General features: G+C 58.0%; 19 protein-coding genes and 1 tRNA gene. 7 read left to right on the forward strand and 13 right to left on the reverse strand.

Features of this window, described 5'->3' with window-relative positions:
* Together ACA046_RS07040 and ACA046_RS07045 are read right to left on the reverse strand one after the other, a co-directional pair.
* Nucleotides 1-285: a type II toxin-antitoxin system RelE/ParE family toxin gene (locus ACA046_RS07040; RefSeq protein ID WP_497676173.1), complete on the reverse strand. Its 285-nt coding sequence runs from the start codon at nucleotides 283-285 to the stop codon at nucleotides 1-3.
* Nucleotides 275-514 carry a CopG family ribbon-helix-helix protein gene (locus tag ACA046_RS07045; RefSeq protein ID WP_459026654.1) on the reverse strand — a complete coding sequence of 80 codons (240 nt, stop codon included), beginning with the start codon at nucleotides 512-514 and terminating at the stop codon, nucleotides 275-277. The genes ACA046_RS07040 and ACA046_RS07045 overlap by 11 nt, the downstream gene beginning before the upstream one ends.
* Before the next feature lie 106 nt (nucleotides 515-620).
* Here ACA046_RS07045 and fos point away from each other — a divergent pair, with 106 nt between their 5' ends.
* Nucleotides 621-1,025: a fosfomycin resistance glutathione transferase gene (fos, locus tag ACA046_RS07050; protein ID WP_497676174.1), complete on the forward strand. Its 405-nt coding sequence runs from the start codon at nucleotides 621-623 to the stop codon at nucleotides 1,023-1,025.
* Nucleotides 1,026-1,225: 200 nt separating this feature from the next.
* Nucleotides 1,226-1,753, forward strand: a complete 528-nt coding sequence (locus ACA046_RS07055) for a DUF4142 domain-containing protein (RefSeq protein WP_003212082.1) — start codon at nucleotides 1,226-1,228, stop codon at nucleotides 1,751-1,753.
* A gap of 56 nt (nucleotides 1,754-1,809) precedes the next feature.
* Here the strand turns inward: ACA046_RS07055 and ACA046_RS07060 are convergent, their stop codons facing one another.
* From ACA046_RS07060 to ACA046_RS07085, 6 genes are all read right to left on the reverse strand, one after another.
* Nucleotides 1,810-2,223, reverse strand: coding sequence for a low affinity iron permease family protein (locus ACA046_RS07060; protein ID WP_459026658.1), 414 nt, complete (start codon nucleotides 2,221-2,223; stop codon nucleotides 1,810-1,812).
* A 112-nt stretch (nucleotides 2,224-2,335) separates the two neighbouring features.
* Nucleotides 2,336-2,818: a methylated-DNA--[protein]-cysteine S-methyltransferase gene (locus ACA046_RS07065; protein ID WP_459026660.1), complete on the reverse strand. Its 483-nt coding sequence runs from the start codon at nucleotides 2,816-2,818 to the stop codon at nucleotides 2,336-2,338.
* An 89-nt stretch (nucleotides 2,819-2,907) separates the two neighbouring features.
* Nucleotides 2,908-3,240, reverse strand: coding sequence for a hypothetical protein (locus ACA046_RS07070; RefSeq protein ID WP_459026662.1), 333 nt, complete (start codon nucleotides 3,238-3,240; stop codon nucleotides 2,908-2,910).
* A gap of 22 nt (nucleotides 3,241-3,262) precedes the next feature.
* Complete coding sequence (locus tag ACA046_RS07075) at nucleotides 3,263-3,673, reverse strand: type II toxin-antitoxin system HicB family antitoxin (RefSeq protein ID WP_003212074.1); 411 nt, start codon at nucleotides 3,671-3,673, stop codon at nucleotides 3,263-3,265.
* 23 nt (nucleotides 3,674-3,696) lie between these two features.
* Nucleotides 3,697-3,879 (reverse strand): type II toxin-antitoxin system HicA family toxin, encoded by a 183-nt coding sequence (locus tag ACA046_RS07080; protein ID WP_003189411.1) that lies wholly within the window; start codon nucleotides 3,877-3,879, stop codon nucleotides 3,697-3,699.
* Nucleotides 3,880-4,050: 171 nt separating this feature from the next.
* Nucleotides 4,051-4,959 (reverse strand): LysR family transcriptional regulator, encoded by a 909-nt coding sequence (locus ACA046_RS07085; RefSeq protein WP_459026665.1) that lies wholly within the window; start codon nucleotides 4,957-4,959, stop codon nucleotides 4,051-4,053.
* Between the two features lie 95 nt (nucleotides 4,960-5,054).
* On the opposite strand from ACA046_RS07085, the gene ACA046_RS07090 reads away from it, so the two are divergent.
* The 4 genes from ACA046_RS07090 to ACA046_RS07105 all read left to right on the forward strand — a co-directional run bounded on the left by ACA046_RS07090 (nucleotide 5,055) and on the right by ACA046_RS07105 (nucleotide 8,651).
* Nucleotides 5,055-6,218: an MFS transporter gene (locus ACA046_RS07090; protein ID WP_459026667.1), complete on the forward strand. Its 1,164-nt coding sequence runs from the start codon at nucleotides 5,055-5,057 to the stop codon at nucleotides 6,216-6,218.
* A complete protein-coding gene (locus ACA046_RS07095) occupies nucleotides 6,215-7,408 on the forward strand; it encodes an MFS transporter (RefSeq protein WP_497676175.1) in 1,194 nt (397 codons plus the stop codon). The genes ACA046_RS07090 and ACA046_RS07095 overlap by 4 nt, the downstream gene beginning before the upstream one ends.
* Before the next feature lie 471 nt (nucleotides 7,409-7,879).
* Nucleotides 7,880-8,119 carry a DUF6124 family protein gene (locus ACA046_RS07100; protein ID WP_497676176.1) on the forward strand — a complete coding sequence of 80 codons (240 nt, stop codon included), beginning with the start codon at nucleotides 7,880-7,882 and terminating at the stop codon, nucleotides 8,117-8,119.
* Between the two features lie 82 nt (nucleotides 8,120-8,201).
* Complete coding sequence (locus ACA046_RS07105; protein WP_459026673.1) at nucleotides 8,202-8,651, forward strand: GNAT family N-acetyltransferase; 450 nt, start codon at nucleotides 8,202-8,204, stop codon at nucleotides 8,649-8,651.
* Between the two features lie 45 nt (nucleotides 8,652-8,696).
* Here ACA046_RS07105 and ACA046_RS07110 read toward each other — a convergent pair whose 3' ends face one another.
* On the reverse strand, nucleotides 8,697-9,623 hold the full coding sequence (locus ACA046_RS07110) for a LysR family transcriptional regulator (RefSeq protein ID WP_459026675.1): 927 nt from the start codon (nucleotides 9,621-9,623) through the stop codon (nucleotides 8,697-8,699).
* A gap of 128 nt (nucleotides 9,624-9,751) precedes the next feature.
* Here ACA046_RS07110 and lysA point away from each other — a divergent pair, with 128 nt between their 5' ends.
* Nucleotides 9,752-10,990, forward strand: a complete 1,239-nt coding sequence (gene lysA, locus ACA046_RS07115) for a diaminopimelate decarboxylase (RefSeq protein ID WP_497676177.1) — start codon at nucleotides 9,752-9,754, stop codon at nucleotides 10,988-10,990.
* 88 nt (nucleotides 10,991-11,078) lie between these two features.
* Here lysA and ACA046_RS07120 read toward each other — a convergent pair.
* From ACA046_RS07120 to ACA046_RS07135, 4 genes are all read right to left on the reverse strand, one after another.
* A tRNA-Gly gene (locus tag ACA046_RS07120) sits at nucleotides 11,079-11,152 on the reverse strand.
* A gap of 137 nt (nucleotides 11,153-11,289) precedes the next feature.
* On the reverse strand, nucleotides 11,290-12,174 hold the full coding sequence (locus ACA046_RS07125; protein ID WP_497676178.1) for an alpha/beta fold hydrolase: 885 nt from the start codon (nucleotides 12,172-12,174) through the stop codon (nucleotides 11,290-11,292).
* Nucleotides 12,175-12,479: 305 nt separating this feature from the next.
* Nucleotides 12,480-13,172, reverse strand: coding sequence for a pseudouridine synthase (locus ACA046_RS07130; RefSeq protein ID WP_497676179.1), 693 nt, complete (start codon nucleotides 13,170-13,172; stop codon nucleotides 12,480-12,482).
* Nucleotides 13,172-13,384 (reverse strand): cysteine-rich CWC family protein, encoded by a 213-nt coding sequence (locus ACA046_RS07135; protein WP_076015955.1) that lies wholly within the window; start codon nucleotides 13,382-13,384, stop codon nucleotides 13,172-13,174. Before ACA046_RS07135 ends, ACA046_RS07130 begins: the two co-directional genes overlap by 1 nt.
* Nucleotides 13,385-13,408 lie beyond the last annotated feature (24 nt).

Consider the following 13,408-nt stretch of genomic DNA (forward strand, 5'->3'; position numbering starts at 1 on the left):
TTACCAACTGTTCGGTGGCTGGCGCCGTGTGTGAAATATTCGGAGAACCTGTAGCCGTCCCTCGCGAATACGGTATGGCACGAGATAGGGCCAACGCGGCATTACCCACTCACGTGTTCCTGGAACGCGTCCTTCCCGACCCATTGCCGGAAACTCAGCAACATGGTCAAGCCCTGTCCGGACGGCCTGAACAAACTCATACGCTGCATTGGGGTTTTCCTGGGCGATGTAAGTCGCTTGGTCATCGAGATTTTTGAGTGCCGTCTTCAGCCACTCAACGCGCATTGGCACGCCATTTGTTCGCCACAGCGTCTACTTCGGCGGCAGTTGCAAAATCGCCCGCATCGGCCTCTTTCAAGGCCTTTTGAATTTCCTCGATTTGCCATGCTTCACGCGTCAGGTATTCGCGCAACGCGTCGACGGCGAGGAACGATTTGCTGCGCCCGGTGGCCTTGGCGAGACTGGCGAGTGTTTCGGCGATGTCTTCAGGTAGGCGTAATGACATTACCGACATAGGTGCCTCGGTGTAGTGATGTGTAATACAACATACTACATTGTCACCGCCGCATCTTTGTGTCCCATTCGTCAGGACAGCGCCTCGTAATAAGAAGGAGTTTCACATGCTCTCAGGCTTTAACCACCTGACACTCTCCATCACCGACTTGAACCGCAGCATCAGCTTTTATAATGAGCTGCTGCAACTGCGCCTCGACGCCACTTGGGACAACGGCGCGTACCTTTCGCTGCCTGGGCTCTGGTTGTGCCTGTCGCTGGACCCATTACGCACACCTGCTGCCGAATACACCCACTACGCGTTCACCGTTGCATCCGATGACTTTATGCCTGCTGTAGCCCGTCTACGAGCCGCAGATGTAAAGGAATGGCGAGAGAACCGCAGTGAAGGCGCATCGTTCTATTTCCTTGATCCCGACGGTCACAAACTCGAAGTCCACGTCGGTGATCTGGACGCGCGCTTGCAAGCCTGTCGCGACAAGCCTTACGCAGGAATGAAGTTTTATCCGTAGCAACCGAACAGGCAGAAGCGACCGCTCCGTCCACCGCCATCAATGCCCTGGCCCCTGCGTTACCGGGCCTGTTTGGCAGCAATACTTGACGACCGTTCGTCGCACTGACAAGTTTTTTCTAAACCTTTACCGCCCTGAAAATTCAGATTCAGGGCGGGGTTCGTTTCCCTGCACCTGTTTATTACCTGGAGGAACCCATCATGAGCCGCATGGCTATCCGGTTACGCACCGCCAGTTTCGCGATGCTGCTGGGCCTCGGCGCCAGCAATGCTTTCGCCCAGTCGCCTGCCGATTTCATCGAGCAGGCTTCGGCCAAGGGCATGGCCGATATCGAGACCAGCCGCATGGCACACGCCAAGACTTCGTCCCAAGAGATCAAGGACTACACCATCGAAGTCATCAATGAACGCACCCTGGCCAATCAGCACTTGGCGGCCATCGCCAAGAAGCTCGATTTGCCGGTGGCCCCACGGGACAAGATCGTCGACAAGGCCGAATCGCTGATGCCCGAGCTCAAGGACGGCGATTCGTTTGACGCCGCCTACACCGCCCAGCAGATCAAGGCCAATGAAGACGCGATCGCCTTGTTCAAGCAGGAAGGTGCCGAGTCGGACATTCCGGAAATAAAGGCTCTGGTGGATGAGACCCTGCCCAAGTTGGAGGAACGCCTGGAGAAAGCCCGGGCGCTGGCGTCGACTTACGGTAAAGGTCACCAAGGCGACGGTTGATTGCCTTGAGTCGTTCATAAAAAACGGCGGTTGGATAAGGTCCAACCGCCGTTTTTTTATGCTTGATTCAGGTCGGTCTTGGGCTGTTCGCGTTCAGACGTCAGCGTGGTGACGGTGATGGTTTCGCTGTCGCCCATGGTCTTGTATTCCTTGCGTAATTTCTCAAGCTGCTTGCGATCAAGGCCATCGAGGCTCAGCACCGCGTTTTGCGCGTCCTTGGTGGCGCGCAGCAGTTCGTCGATCTTGATATGCAAAATGTCGTTGTCGCGGTTTTGCGTGTTCTGGATCAGGAACACCATCAGGAAGGTGATGATGGTGGTGGAGGTGTTGATGATCAGCTGCCATGTGTCGTTGTAGTGGAAATAAGGCCCGCTCAAACTCCACAGGAAGATCAACGCTACCGCCGCGTAGAACGTGCGGGCACTGCCTGCCCAACGGGACAGGGACTGTGAGACAGCGGAGAATTTCATGACCGTTTTCCTTTAAGGGTGGGTGATGAAAATACTGACCGCAGGCGTGCGCTGAAATTTCTTTTTACAATTGAGAGTTTGAACAAATTTATACATTTTTTTTGCCGGGCTTTCAGACGTGTTCCTCCAGCTCCAACAGATACTGCTTGGCCTCAAGCCCACCCGCGAACCCGGTCAAGCCGCCTGACGCACCAATCACCCGATGGCACGGCGCAACAATCGAAATCGGATTGCGCCCGTTGGCTGCGCCTACGGCACGCACGGCCTTGGGGCTACCAATCTGCGCGGCGATCTGGCTGTAGCTGCGGGTTTCCCCGAACGGGATGGTCAGCAGCGCCTGCCAGACTTTTTTCTGGAAGTCGGTGCCGGCAAAGTCCAGTTCCAGCTCGAAACGGTTGCGGGTACCGGCGAAGTATTCTTTCAACTGCCGCTCGGTTTCCCGCAACACCGGGCTGTTGTTGGCCTCTTGCAGGACCCCCAGCCGAACACGGTTGGGGCGCTCTTTTTCCCAGAGGATGGCGGTGAGTTTTCCGTCACGGGCCACGAGGGTCAGTTGGCCGACGGGGGAGGGCATGTATTGGTATTCATAGGACATTGTTGGGCTCCTTGAGGGTGTAAGGCTCTACTGTAGGTGGGCCGGTCCAGGGTGGAACTACGTTTCTTGCGGTCGAATTCGCGAAAGACTTAGAAGTTCCAGTAAACCCAATCGGCGTAATACGGATACCCGTAAAGCCACGAGAACCAGTACAGCGCCTTGAGTACCGATGCCGTGCCAATGACAAAAAATGAAGCGATGTTGAGCAGCGTGATGATCACGGCAAATACGGTTACACGTCGGCTGGCATGCAGTTGGGCAAACCGGGCGCCATAAACGGAGGCTGCGATGGACGCCAGCGCCAAGACGAGTCCCAACGGAAAGGGCAGCCTGAGAAACGAGAGCAGCAGAGGCGCAATCAGCACCCAGCCCAGTACCTTGCGCAGTATGGGTTTTGGAGTGCGTTGTGCGGGAGGGAGCATTGCGCGGTTCCTTGAAGTGCTGTTACCGGTCTTGTTGCAACACTTTGAGCGCAGCAGACGCAAGAAAGCCCGAACGGCTTTTTTCTTCCGGATGATGCAGGACGTATTCGTCAATGCGGTTCAGCAGATAGCCGGGCAACGTGATATTGAGTTTCTGTGCCTTGCCCAGGTACTTGGTGACATCAATATCCACCACCGCCCAAGTGCAGCCGGCATATTGCGGGTTAGCGGCATGGAGGGTGACTTTCTGTGCTGTAGGAATGGGCGCACCGTCTTCTGCGAGGATCTCGAAGTGGCCTTCGATCGCTTCGCGGGCCATGGCCATGGCGTCGTCCAGATCATCTCCAGCTGAGAAGCAACCGGGAATGTCCGGGACTTCCACACCCCAGGCATGGTCCTCGTCACCGGTTGAAATTGCGATTGGGTACAGCATGTTTGTTGTCCTCCACGAACGTATTAGCTGAGCAGCGCCTGTTTCAAAATGCTCTTTGCGGTCTTGTCCAGCAGGTCCTTTTTAGGATGGGGAATCGTCACCAGCCCCGGCTTTGTCGGGTGCTTGAAATGGTGATGGCTACCTCTGATTCGCACCAGATACCAGCCATCCGCAACGATGTGACCTATCAAATATCGGCTGTCCACATCACCTCCTTGTGGTGTGTGTTGGTGGTGACTATAACCACTGAAGATAAATTATCAACACTCTACCTACCAGCGGTCGACGACCGATGTTTCTGTAGGTGGCGTATGCAGTGTATGAGCGTGTGGGGACTGCGCCCGGCGGAGGTATTGCGAGGTTTTTCGGCAGAGCAATCAGGCTTGCTGACGAGCCTGTAGCAACTCATCAATCACGCTCAAAAATGCCCTAACCATCAAGCTGCTTACATCGTTGCGCGTCAGAACAAGTAAACGGGCATACGCATCCGCGTCCACCAACGGCCGATACGTCACGCCCTTATTCATCAAACTCTGAGTGCATTCCGGCACCAGTGCCACACCTTGGCCCGCCGCCACCAGCGCAATGATCGAGGTGATTTGCCGCCCCGAAGGCCCGGCTCGCAGTGGCAAACCCTTATGCCGATAAAGCTGCTCGATGGACTGGTTGAGGCCCGAGCCGTAATCGGCTGGAAACAGAATCAGTGGATACACGCTCAGCTGCGCCAGGCTGACCTCGGCCTGGCTCGCCAACGGGCTGTCGCTGGACACCGCAGCGACCAGCCGCTCCTCCCCCAACGACAATGCTTGCACCTCAGTTTGACCTTCCCGGGGCAGTAACCGGCTGAGGCCAATATCCATGCGCCCATCAGCCACCTGTGCGCCCAGGCTCCCGGAGGCGCATTCCACCAGCGTCAATTGCACATCGGGAAAGCGTTGGGCGAAGGCCTGAATCGCCTGGCTGAACAAATCCGACAGGGCTATGGAACTGACATAACCCAGCGCCAGTTGCCCGGCGGCACCTGCAGCTAGTTTGCCGGCAATGACCTCGGCGAGGTCGACCTGCTCCAGCACCGCCCGTGCATAGGGCAGAAACGAGCGCCCTTGGGCGGTGAGCGAAACCGTGCGACTGGTGCGGTCGAACAGGCGAAACCCCAGTTCAGCCTCAAGCGCGGAAATCTGCCGGGTCAACGGTGGCTGGGCCAGGTGCAGGCGCAGGGCGGCGCGGCCGAAGTGCAATTCTTCGGCGACGGTCAGAAAGTAACGCAGCTTGCGTAGGTCGAGCATCCTGGCCCCAGGGTATTGATCGGTCCGAAATCGGTATTGGTCTCGGGTGTGCGGGTCATTCTATAAAGGCCTCTGATAATAAAACGAGAGGTTTCATGAAACCGCGCCTGCATTGTGCCCGTCTTGCCCTGTTCCTGTGTGGCTGCGCGGCGTTTCTCAACCTCTACGCCACCCAGAGCATTTTGCAGACGTTTGCCGCCAACTTTGAGGTGAGCGCCAAGGCCGCCGGTTGGAGCATTACTGTCACTACGTTGGCGGTGGCGCTGACTGCGCCGTTTGTCAGCCGCCTGACCGGGCGGTTTGAGCAACGCACCGTGATCTCGGTTGCCGCGCTGTTGCTGGCGCTGCCGGCGCTGATGACCGCCTATGCCAGCAGCTTTGCCGAGTTGCTGGTGTGGCGCTTTATCGAAGGGATGCTGATTCCGGTAGTGTTTGCCACCAGCGTGGCCTACATCGGCGATCGCTGGCGCGGCGGCACCGTGACCGAAGTCACCAGCCTCTACGTGGCCGGCACTGTGCTGGGCGGGTTTGCCGGACGCTTCGTCACCGGCGTGATGACCGAGTATGTCGGCTGGCGTGAAGCCTTTGAACTGTTGGCGGTGTTGAGCCTGATGGTGGGCGGGTTTATCCAGTTTCTGCTGCCGGACAATCCTCCCCGTGTTGCCCAACCTGCAACTACTTGGAGCGATGTGCTCAGCACTCCGCTGTTGGCAGCCTACGCAGTAGGATTTTGCGTGCTGTTCTCCCAAGTGGCGACCTTTACCTACGCCGGGCTTTACCTCAGCCAAGCTCCCTTCGACCTCGGCCCGGCGGCGCTGGGCACTATCTACATGGTGTTCCTGCTGGCCCTGGTGGTGATCCCCATCGCCGGGCGCCTGAGCAAATCCCGCCCGCAATCCGAGCTGCTGACCGCCGCTGCGGCACTCGGCGTCTGCGGCTCGGCCCTGACCTTATTGCCGTCCCTGTGGAGCATCGTACTGGGCCTGGCCCTCAGCTCCACCGGCGTATTCCTCGCCCAGGCCGCCGCCAGCGCCTTCACCACCGCCACCGCCCGCCACAACAAGGCCGGCGCCGTGGGCCTGTACCTCACCTGCTATTACCTGGGCGGCAGCTTCGGCGCCATTGCCCCCGCGCTGATCTGGGGACGCTGGGGCTGGACGGGATGCGTAGCGCTGATCATCGGTTTCCAGTTGCTGTCACTGTTGATCGCCCTGGCGGGCTGGAAGCCCCTCCAACCTGAACTGAGCAAGACCTCATGAACGACGCCGTTGCCTTGCCCGTGCCCGAGACTTCCGCCCGTCGCCGCTCATTGATCGCAGGGTGCAGCGCCCACGCCATTCATGATGGCCTGACCGATGTGATCTACGTGCTGCTGCCGATCTGGCAAGCGCAGTTCGGCTTGACCTACGCCCAGATCGGCCTGTTGCGCGGGGCGTACTCCGGGATGATGGCAGTGTTCCAACTGATGGCCAGCCGCGCCGCCAAACGTTGGGGGCGCACGCCGATGCTGGTGGGCGGCACGGCGCTTGCCGGTGTTGCTTATCTGTTGGTGGGACAGGCGACCGGGTTGGGCATGTTATTGCTGGCGCTGCTGTTGGGCGGGCTGGGGGCGAGTACTCAGCATCCGCTGGCTTCTTCAATGATCACCGATACCTACGAGAACGGTGGTGGGGTCAAGGAAGCGCTGTCTCAATACAACTTCTCCGGGGATATTGGCAAAACCCTTGTTCCTGGGCTGGTCGGCCTGTTGCTGACCGTCATCAGTTGGCGCGCGAGCGTTACGCTGCTTGGATTGCTGGGGTTGGCGGCGGCGGGGTTGCTGTGGTGGTTGATACCCGTGCAGGCAGCGGCGTCCGCTTCCGGGAAAACCGCCAAGACACTGGTAGGAAGTGGCTCGGTTAGCGGCCTGCGTGCGCTGATCGTTACGGGCACACTCGACAGCGCCGTGCGCATGGGCTTTCTCACGTTTTTGCCCTTTCTTCTGCAAGCTAAAGGCGCTGGTACTGCGGGCATTGGCCTGGCGCTGACCATGCTGTTTATCGGCGGCGCCTTCGGCAAATTGCTTTGCGGCTACCTCGGCGCACGTATCGGCATGATGAAAACCGTATGGCTGACGGAGGCCAGCACAGCGCTGTTGATCGTCGCGGCGGTGTATCTGCCATTGACCGGTTTGATGGTGATGTTGCCGGTGTTGGGGCTGGCGCTGAACGGCACGTCGTCGGTGCTGTACGGCGCCGTGCCGGACCTGGCCAGCGCGGGTAAACGCGAGCAGGCGTTTGCGGTGTTCTATACCGGCACCATCGGCGGCGGCGCGTTGGCGCCTGTGTTGTTCGGCGGGCTGGGGGACTCGATGGGCGTGCCGGTGGCGGTGATGGTGTTGGCGGGGATGTTGCTGCTGACGTTGCCGTTGGCGTGGGTGGTGCAGCGGGGAGTGGTGCTCGAGAAATAGCCGTCTTTTCTGATGGTGAATTCAGTTCCTTGTGGGAGCTGTCGAGCTTTGGCGAGGTTGCGATGGCCTTGTCTGAGTACCACGAAAATTCACTGCCCATCCAGAGGAATAAGCGCTTCATGATCAATCTTGTTGCCAGAGATTACGGGCTGATTTGGGCGGGCAAGCAGTGATGAATCTTGCGGCTTTGCCTACACAACCATCAGAATCCTCCCGGTTGTGCGCCTTGGGCGACCTCTTTAAGGTTCGTCAGCCGCTGCCCATCAGCGGTCGGGTTTAGTAGCCCGATTTGATCAACGGCGTATGGCTGTGCCATTTCTCAGACGTTTCAATGTCTGGTCTTGATGGTGGCTGTACGCGGGGCGCCTTTGGGCGCGCCGGTTTCGTTGATCAACCGGTCTACTAACCCGCGTATAGCCGCCACCCTTTGTTTAGTAGCTCTGGAAGGTGGTCCTAACCGAGGATCAACAGATGTGTACTGACTCGTATAATTCACCCGTAAAAATATTCAGCGTACGTCCCGAAATCGGTACCGATGCATTGCTCGCCAACGCCTACGAAACCATTGCCGGCGCTGGCGCAATGACCAACGAATTTGCCGATAACCTGCCAGACGAGCATCGCTGTCTGGCCTTGGCGATTCAGCAAATGATTGAGTTGGGGCTTTTACTGGTAGAAGCCGTGCAGGACCGAGTGGATAGCGTTTCTTGATTCTATAAAAAGGCTTTCCCTTCCAGGCCGCACATACCAAGGGAAGGGCAGCCGATTTTTGATGCGTTGGGAGTCAGCAACGATGACCTGGAACAGCGAAGCAAAAACAGCCCCGTTCACCCGAGAGGCAACGCTTGAAGACGTGAGTGCCTTGGTTGAGCTCGACGCCTTCGCGAAATCGAATGTCAGCCGTGGCGAGCTTATTCTCGAGGCCGTTGAGAAGGGTCAATGCCTGGTTGCGGTGGACGCTGGCTGCGTTGTCGGCTATCTCGTACTTACCCATGATTTTTTCGGGAATGGCTTTGTTTCACTGGTGGTTATCTCTCCCGCACACCAGCGCAAAGGCATCGCGCTTCTACTGCTTGTTGCTGCTGAATCCGCGTGTAAGACGAACAAGCTTTTTACCTCAACGAACCGCTCAAACGTCGCTTCACAGCAACTCATATCCAAGGCTGGATTCTTGCGCAGTGGCGTTATTGAGAATCTGGATGAGGGTGATCCGGAGCTTGTCTATTTCAAGTTTGTTCGGTGAACCTTTTAGTTCGCAGTACATGAGTCCTGTCTCCTTTGCCATTCGTTAGCTCGAACGCTCCCGCCTAAAATCCAAACTGTTCGCCAGACTCGCCGCCTCATCCGTCAGCGCGTTGCAGAAGGCATCGACGAAAATTGAGGAAGGTCGATAATCAGGTCGGATCAACATGACCCGATACGGGATGGATACGTTGATCGGCCGAATGGCCAGCCCGTTACCGGCCTCCGCCACTGCAGTCAGCGGGTTGATAATCGCCACCCCCAGGTGCTGCCTGACCATGGCACACACCGACGCAGCGTTGGTTGTTTCGACCACAATGTGCCTATCGACGCCGGCCCGGCGGAAGTGCTCATCAAGGGTTTGGCGATAGATGTCCAGGCCCGACAGGTTGATGAAATTCACACCCTGAAAGTCTTCCAGTGTCAGCAACGGTTTAGCCAGCAAAGGATCGCCCTCTGGCAGTACGCAAACCATGTCGGAACAAAAGAGCAGCTCCCCTTGGGTACCTTGAGGTGCATGTTCGCCTTCGGTTAACCCGAGGTCGTAACGCTGGGCGCTGAGTGATTCTTCCAGCAGGGGCGTTTCCTGTGCCGCAATGCTCAAGCCGATGCCGACATGCTGTTGCTGAAAGCGCTTGTAGACCTTGGGCAAAAGCGTCTGGGAAAACAGTGGAAGGCACGTAACGCTTAGCTGGCCATGTTCAAAGCGACGAATTGACTGCGCAACGCTGTTGATTCTTTCCAGGCCGATGTAGGAGCGTTCAACCTCTTCGAACAGCATGATCGCCTGGGCCGTCGGTATCAGCCTCCCTCCTGTGCGATCAAAGAGTCGCAGGCCAGAAAGCTTTTCCAGTCGCGCAAGCTCGCGGCTGACCGTCGGTTGCGAGGTAAAAAGCAGCAGGGCCGCTCCCGTGACGCTGCCTGCCTGCATGATGGCCCGGAACACCTCGATATGCCGTATGGATATCTCCATCCTTGATCCCCCACCCGTTTAACGAAGTCCATATCAAAACTGAATCGAGTGGAAAAGAATAGGTATTTTATTGAATCAAGAACGCTGGTCATGATGGTTGCTCACCCTATTTCAGAAGAAATACTGTCATGCCGAACCATTCCGTGTTTCAGCCGTTGACCGAGTCTGCAAAACAGCACGGCACCCCGCTCTGGTGTTATGAGGCCGAGACCATCAGGGCCCGCATCAATCAACTGCAGGGTTTCGATGTGATTCGATACGCGCAGAAAGCCTGTTCCAACCTGCATATTCTTCGGTTGATGCGCGAACAAGGCGTGCGGATTGATGCGGTATCGCTGGGTGAAATCGAGCGGGCACTGCTGGCGGGGTTCAGCCCTGACGGCGACCCGGCGGGCATTGTATTTACCTGTGATTTATTCGATGAAGCGACGTTGCGCCGTGTCGTGGAACTGCAACTGGAAGTGAACACCGGCTCGATTGATATGCTGCGCCAACTGGGGCAGCGGTCGCCCGGCCATCGCGTCTGGCTGCGGATCAATCCAGGGTTTGGTCACGGTCACAGCCGCAAGACGAATACGGGTGGCGAAAACAGCAAACATGGAATCTGGCACGAGCAGGTGCAAGAAGCGCTCAACGTGATCCGGCAATTCGGCCTGAAACTGGTGGGCGTGCACATGCATATCGGTTCAGGTGTGGATTACGCGCACCTTGAGCAAGTGGGCTGTGCGATGGTCTCGGTGGTGAAGGCACTCGACCACGATATCGAAGCGTTTTCCATCGGCGGAGGGCTTGCCACGCCTTATCGTGGGGAAGATGAACCGGTGGACATCCAGAGTTATGCGAGCACATGGCGCCAGGCCAAACAGGCGATTGAGGCCTGGCTTGGTCATCCGGTACGCATGGAAATCGAGCCGGGCCGCTTCCTGGTCGCGGAGTCTGGGTATCTGGTCACCGAAGTTCGCGCGATAAAAAAAGTTGGCAGCAGGCATTTCATTCTGGTGGATGCCGGGTTCAATGACCTGATGCGGCCAGTGCTCTATGGCGCCTATCACCACATGACATTGCTGGATGCACAAGGTTTGCCCGTCAGCCGCCCGGAGCACCTGTGCGTAGTGGGCGGCCCGCTGTGCGAGGCCGGCGATATCTTCACGCAGGACGAACAGGGCGTCACACCCCGTAGGTTGCCGGAAGCGCAGGTGGGTGATTTGTTGGTGATTCACGATACCGGCGCGTATGGCGCCGCCATGTCGTCCAATTACAACAGCCGCCCGCTGTTGCCGGAGGTACTGATCGAGCAAGGGCACGCCAAATTGATTCGACGCCCGCAACCGCTCTCGGACTTGCTGGCGTTGGAGTTGGGGCTTTAACGCCAGCCATAAAAAAACCGGCCACCAAGGACCGGTTTTTTTATGCATCCCCGTCAACAACCATCCTGACGCAGGACCAAAATCTGAGTGGAGCGGGTAGAGGGAATCGAACCCTCATCTAAAGCTTGGGAAGCTTTCGTTCTACCACTAAACTATACCCGCTCAGAGCGGCTGACTTTGTACCAGATGTGCTCGCGGATTTGAAGTTTTTCTTCGAAAATTCTGTGTTTTACGTGCCAACGGTCGGTCGTGGGCAGGCGGACCCCTACGGAAATCCAGCCCACCCACAACCCCACCGCTCATACGGCAAATGCATGCTGTGGCTGCGACGCGTGGTACCGCAGCCGGCTCGGTTGCTGCTCCGGCCTCAAAAAAACCATCAACGCCTCCCGGCTATCCCGGCACGCGGCCTTGTGCTCCATATCCAAAAAGTGCCCGGTCGCTTGAATCGTCCCGAAGCTGCTTTTCGCAATATGCTGTCCAAACAACTTGGCATCCTGGGCGCTGGTGTACTCGTCCCATTCGCCGTTCAAAAACAACACCGGAATATCAATCTGCTTCGCCGCCTTGAGGTAGCAAAGCCGGTCGCTGTTGAGCACGTGGCTGATGTGAAAGTGCATCTGCCCATACTCATGCTCGGCCAGGCTGCTCACGTGTTTGTAGTTGAAGCGTTTGAACAGCGACGGCAGGTGTTTGCCGATGGTGCTGTTGACCAGGTTGCCCACGCGGTCGCGGTCGAGACTGCCGAGGTAGTCGACGCCGCGCTCCAGGTAGTCGCGCATGGGTGCGTTGATCACCGGGGAGAACGAGCTGATCACGGCCTTTTCCACACGGCGCGGGCGGTGGGCGAGGGCGACGAGGGTCGCGGCGCCGCCCCAGGAAAAGGACAGCACGTGTTCGGCGGCGAAGTGGTCGATGAGTTCCAGAAGGATCTGGCCCTCGACTTCTTTCGTCAGCATATGCTCGTGGCGGTTGTGGATTTTTGAGCGGCCGGCGTAGGGCTGGTCGTACAAAACCACGTTGAACGTCGGGTGCAGGCTTTTCACGGTCTGGGCGAAAGACGCAGTGGTGGCCATTGAGCCGTTGACCAGAATGATGGTCTTGGCAGCTGCGTCCGCGCGATAGAACTCCGTGTAAACCCGATACTGCCCCTGTATATCCAGCACAGCGATTTCTGGCCTCATGTCGTAAGACTCCTGGCAAGCGGGTAATGCGCGCAGATCACTCTGCACGAGCTTTGTGACAGGTAGGCATACGCCTGGAAGTGAGGGCCCATGTCGATCCGATACTGGCTGGCCGACGGGTGTTGTTATGGCGGGCAATTTGCCGTGAGATGCCCGCAGATCAAGCGTGCGAACGGGCAAAGTGTTTCTTGTAGGTAGGGGTGACTCGCCAGTCAGTTTGCGGCTGGCTCGGTTGATTCAAGCATCAGGGATGCCAGTTCGCCAGTCGACGGCGTGGTTTTTTGCCATCATCGGCTGAACGGTCATCAGACCTGTTGGATTTCAGCGTCCGTAAGCGCCCGGTAATGGCCTGGGGCAAGGGCTGAGTCCAATTCCAAAGGCCCCATGCGCTCGCGGTGCAACCGGGTCACTTTATTGTCGAAGTGCCCGAACATGCGCTTCACCTGGTGATAACGCCCTTCAATGATGCTCAGGCGCGCCGTTCTGGGGCCCAATAGCTCAAGTTCTGCTGGTTGCGTGGTGAGGTCTTCAAACGCGAAGTACAGGCCGGCGGCAAAGGTGGCTGCGTATTCCGGGCCAATGTTTTGCTCGGTCTCGACGTAGTAGACCTTGGGCAGTTTGGTTTGCGGCTGGGTCAGGCGGCGCGACCACTGGCCGTCGTTGGTGATCAGTAGCAGGCCGGTGGTGTTGAAATCCAGGCGGCCGGCAATGTGCAGCTCTTGCTTGTCCGGTTCGTCCAGCAGGTCGAGCACGGTGGGGTGTTGCGGGTCGACGGTGGCGCTCACGCAACCCTTTGGTTTGTGCAGCATGAAGTAGCGCGCGGGTTTGCCCGCTTGCAGCACTTCGCCATCCAGCAGCACACGGCTGAACTCGCTCACCGGGTGATGTGGATCGCTGACTGCCTGGCCGTCGACGGTGATCCGCCGCTCCACCAGCAACAGGCGTACTTGCTTGCGGTTGAAACGGGGCAGGTTGCTGAGGAAACGGTCGACACGCATTACGTGGGCTCGGCGCCGCGCAGTTGCTCGTCCACCTGGGCACAGCGCGGGCACAGGCAGGCTTTATTGCGCAGTTCCGGCGGCAAGGCTTCAAGCACCGCAGGGTCGATGCTGACGCTGTAGCACCAGCAGGCTTGGTCGGCAGTGCGCGGGTCGGCCAGGGCGCAATCGTTGCGGGCGCCGCAGGCGGGACAGAGGGTTGGCGTGGTCATCGGTCGGTTCAGGCTGTATCGGAC

Source organism: Pseudomonas sp. LBUM1641, from assembly GCF_059716235.1.